Here is a 3,778-nt window from a genome sequence, read left to right as displayed (position 1 = left end):
GGGCCACGGCGTCTGGATTGGAAATAGGGCGCCGGGCGGGGACTTCAAGGGTTTCAGCCGGCCGGTGGGGCCTTGCGGCGGCGCGGCGGTTTGACGCGGTCGGCGGGCGGCCTGGGTGGCGTCGGTGCGGGGGTCTTTCCGACCGGCTTGGGCGCCGCATAGGGCGCGCCATCGCCGGACAGCAGGATCGCCATCCAGCGCGAGCCCTTGAACTCTGCCAGTATGGCCATGGCCATGACCGCCAGCGGCGTCGACAGGAACATGCCCGCCACGCCCCACATCTTGCCCCACAGCGCCAGCGACAGCAGAACCACCACCGGATCGATGTTCTGGTTGTCACCCTGCATCCGCGGCTGGATCAGGTTGCCGACGATGAACAGGATGGTTTGCAGCCCGACCAGCAAAACCAGCGCCTGCCAGTAGCTTTCGAACTGCACCAGGGCGAACAACGGCGGGGCCAGACCGGCGATCGCGCCGCCCAGCACCGGGATGAAGCCGACGATGAAGATGACGAAGGTCCAGAACTCCGCATTCTGAAGACCGACGGCGCGCATCAGGATCCAGGCGACGATACAGATCATCACTCCCGTGACGGCCTGCACCCACAGATAACCCTCGACCCCGCCGCGCACGCGCTGGAACACCTCCAGCGCCTCGTCCCGCGCCTGGCCGTTGGGGAACATGGCGACGATCTTGCGGCGGAACCCGACCTGGGACGCCAGCAGGAAGCCCAGATAGACCAGCACGAAGAAGGCGCCCGAAACGACGCCCTGGGCCTGCATCGCCGCCTGGGTCAGCCAGCCGCGCAGGTCGATGCCCGCGATCAGGTCCTGCAGGGTCGGTGGATCAATGATCCCGAACAGATGCGACACATCGCTGATGATCTGGTCCAGCCGGGGGCCGATGTTGGCGGACACGCCGGACGCGTCGGTGAAGAAGCTGGCCGCCCCGTCCACGATTAGCCAGATCGAGGCGAAGAAGCCCAGGATAACCACGATCAGGGCGGTCAGGCCCGCGAAACGGCCGGGCACCGGGGTTCGCCGCTCGATGGCGCGCTTCACCCCGTCGATCATGATCATCAGAAAGATGGCCATGGCCAGCGGCGTCAGGATGTCCCGCAGCCAGAACAGGGCCGCGCCCCCGGCCACGACAGCCAGTGTGACCAGGGCGTTGCGCGCCACGGTCGAGGTCGGGATGGCGATGGGATTCTTCATGCGGATGTTGTCGGAGGCCCCGGCAGCGGCGTCAATCCGCCGGTCTCAAATCCCTCGCTCTACCCAAGGTTCCGGCTTGCGGCGGCGCGGACCTGGGTTAAGCAGGAAGAACGCAAACGGAGACGCTGCCCCCATGTCCGACTCCCCCGCCCCCGCCCTGTTCCTCGGCCAGTCGTTCGAGGGCGCGTCCGAGGTGCTGCTGCTGAACCGCGCCAACCGCCACGGCGTCGTCGCCGGGGCTACCGGCACGGGCAAGACGGTGACCCTGCAGATCATGGCCCAGGGCTTCTCCGACGCCGGGGTGCCCGTCTTCTGCGCCGACGTGAAGGGCGACCTGTCGGGTATCAGCCAGCCGGGCGATGTCGCGAAATTCGGCGAACGGGCGGCGGGCATGGGCCTGACCCTGACCGGTCGGGCCGCGCCCGTCGTCTTCTGGGACCTGTACGGCCAGAAGGGACACCCGGTCCGCACCACCGTCAGCGAGATCGGCCCCGTGCTGATGGCGCGGATGCTGGAGCTGAACGATGTGCAGGAGGGGGTGCTGACCGTCGCCTTCCACGTCGCCGACCAGGAGGGGCTGCTGCTGCTCGATCTGGACGACCTGCGCAGCGTCCTGGCCTATGTGTCCGAGAACGCCACCCGCATCGGCCGCGAGGTCGGCAACGTCTCGCCCACCTCGGTCGCCGCCATCCAGCGGGCGCTGCTTCAGCTGGAGCAGCAGGGCGGCAAGAGCTTCTTTGGCGAACCGGCGCTGCGGCTGGAGGATATGATCCGCACCGGCCTGGACGGCCGCGGCCAGATCAATGTGCTGGCGGCTGACCGGCTGATGAACAGCCCGCGCCTGTACGCCGCCTTCCTGCTGTGGATGCTGTCCGAACTGTTCGAGCAGCTGCCCGAGATCGGCGATCCGGATAAGCCGCGCCTGGTCTTCTTCTTCGACGAGGCGCACCTGCTGTTCAACGACGCCCCGCGCGGCCTGCTGGAAAAGGTCGAGCAGGTGGTGCGGCTGATCCGGTCCAAGGGGGTCGGGGTCTATTTCGTCACCCAGAATCCGGCCGACATTCCCGACAGCGTCCTGGCCCAGTTGGGCAACCGGGTGCAGCACGCATTGCGCGCCTACACCCCGGCCGAGCAGAAGGGGCTGAAAGCGGCGTCACAAAGCTTCCGCGCCAACGTCGGCTTCGACACGGCCGAGGCGATCCAGGCCCTGGGCGTGGGCGAAGCCCTGGTCTCGACCCTGGACGCCAAGGGCGCGCCCAATGTCGTGGCGCAGACGAAGATCCGCCCGCCGGACTCGCGTCTGGGGCCCGCCACCGACGCCGAACGCGCCCAGATCATGGCCGCCAGCCCGGTGCGCGGCGTCTATGACACCGTCATCGACCGCGAGTCCGCCGAAGAGGTTCTGGCCGCGCGCCGCGCCACCGCCGATCAGGCCGCAGCCCAAACCCAGGCCGCCGAGGTTGAGGCGAAGGCCGCCGAGAAGGCCGCCCGCGCCGCCCCTGCCCCCGTGCGCGACCGCACGCCGGCCGCCCCGCGTCCCCGCGCCTCGAACCGCCAGACGCCGATGGAGGCCCTGACCAAGTCGGTGCTGCGCACGGCGGGCTCGACCCTGACCCGCGAAATCCTGCGGGGCGTTCTGGGGGGCATGAAGCGGCGCTAGAATGACAAACGGGGCTTGGTTGCCCAAGCCCCGTTCCGATCAGCGTAACACCGCTATGATCGCTGCCAATGCCGCGAGGCATGAGGCTACGTTCACATTCAGCGTTAGCTTCACGTTGCACTCGAAGGAGGACTTCATGGTCCTTGGTCCCTCGGGTGGCGACGCGCCGCCCACCCGGTTGGGGAGAACGGTGAATGCGCCGTGCGAACCAGTTTGACCCCTTGGTTGGCACGATTATCGGGCCACCTTCGGCGTTTCGAACCGCATCCGGTGTTACCCTTGGTCGTCCTGCTGGCGTTGCGAGTTTCCCGTCTCCGGACCCACAAGGTGCAGCCAAGGATTGCTGTGTTCAGTATCCGTCACATCCCGCGACGGTGAACCAGAGGATAGCCGACGACGATATCGGACCTCCCAGCTCGGGTAGCGTCCATCGAATCATCGGCGCCTGTCCAGAGCTTAAAATCGTTGATGCCATGGAAGCGCCAAAAAAAGGCCCCGCCGTCGCCGGCGGGGCCCTTCGTCATTTCAGGCGTGAGCCCTAGTCGCGACGGCGACGGCCGCGATCGCCACCGCGATCACCACCCCGGTCGCCATCCCGCTTGGGACGGCCGCCGGTGTCGTCCGACAGCGCCGGCTCACCGCGTTCAGCGCGCTCGGCGTTGATCTTGTCGGTGATGTCTTCGCCGGTTTCCTGATCGACGACCTTCATCGACAGCTTGGTCTTGCCGCGATCGTCGAAGCCCAGGAATTTGACCTTCACCTCTTGGCCTTCCGACAGGACATCAGCCGGGTTGGCGACGCGTTCCAGAGCGATCTGGGACACGTGGACCAGGCCGTCCTTGGCGCCGAAGAAGTTCACGAAGGCGCCGAAGTCGACGACCTTCACGACCTTGCCGGTGTAGAT

3 protein-coding genes are annotated in these 3,778 nt (G+C 67.2%); 1 reads left to right on the top strand and 2 read right to left on the bottom strand.

Translation table 11 applies throughout. From position 1 onward, the window contains the following. Positions 1-53 precede the first annotated feature (53 nt). A complete protein-coding gene (locus EON91_RS14075) occupies positions 54-1,214 on the bottom strand; it encodes an AI-2E family transporter (RefSeq protein ID WP_292095977.1) in 1,161 nt (386 codons plus the stop codon). A 133-nt stretch (positions 1,215-1,347) separates the two neighbouring features. Here EON91_RS14075 and EON91_RS14070 point away from each other — a divergent pair, with 133 nt between their 5' ends. Beyond that, positions 1,348-2,874, top strand: a complete 1,527-nt coding sequence (locus EON91_RS14070) for a helicase HerA-like domain-containing protein (protein ID WP_292095975.1) — start codon at positions 1,348-1,350, stop codon at positions 2,872-2,874. Between the two features lie 538 nt (positions 2,875-3,412). On the opposite strand, the gene EON91_RS14065 is transcribed toward EON91_RS14070, so the two are convergent. Next, positions 3,413-3,778 (bottom strand): S1 RNA-binding domain-containing protein (locus EON91_RS14065; protein ID WP_292095974.1); only part of this gene is annotated, 366 nt, incomplete at its 5' end.

This window comes from Brevundimonas sp. (assembly GCF_004210735.1).
Taxonomy (GTDB): domain Bacteria; phylum Pseudomonadota; class Alphaproteobacteria; order Caulobacterales; family Caulobacteraceae; genus Brevundimonas.
Note: the sequence above shows the minus strand (reverse complement) of the source record. Positions and strands in the feature narration are given on the sequence as shown.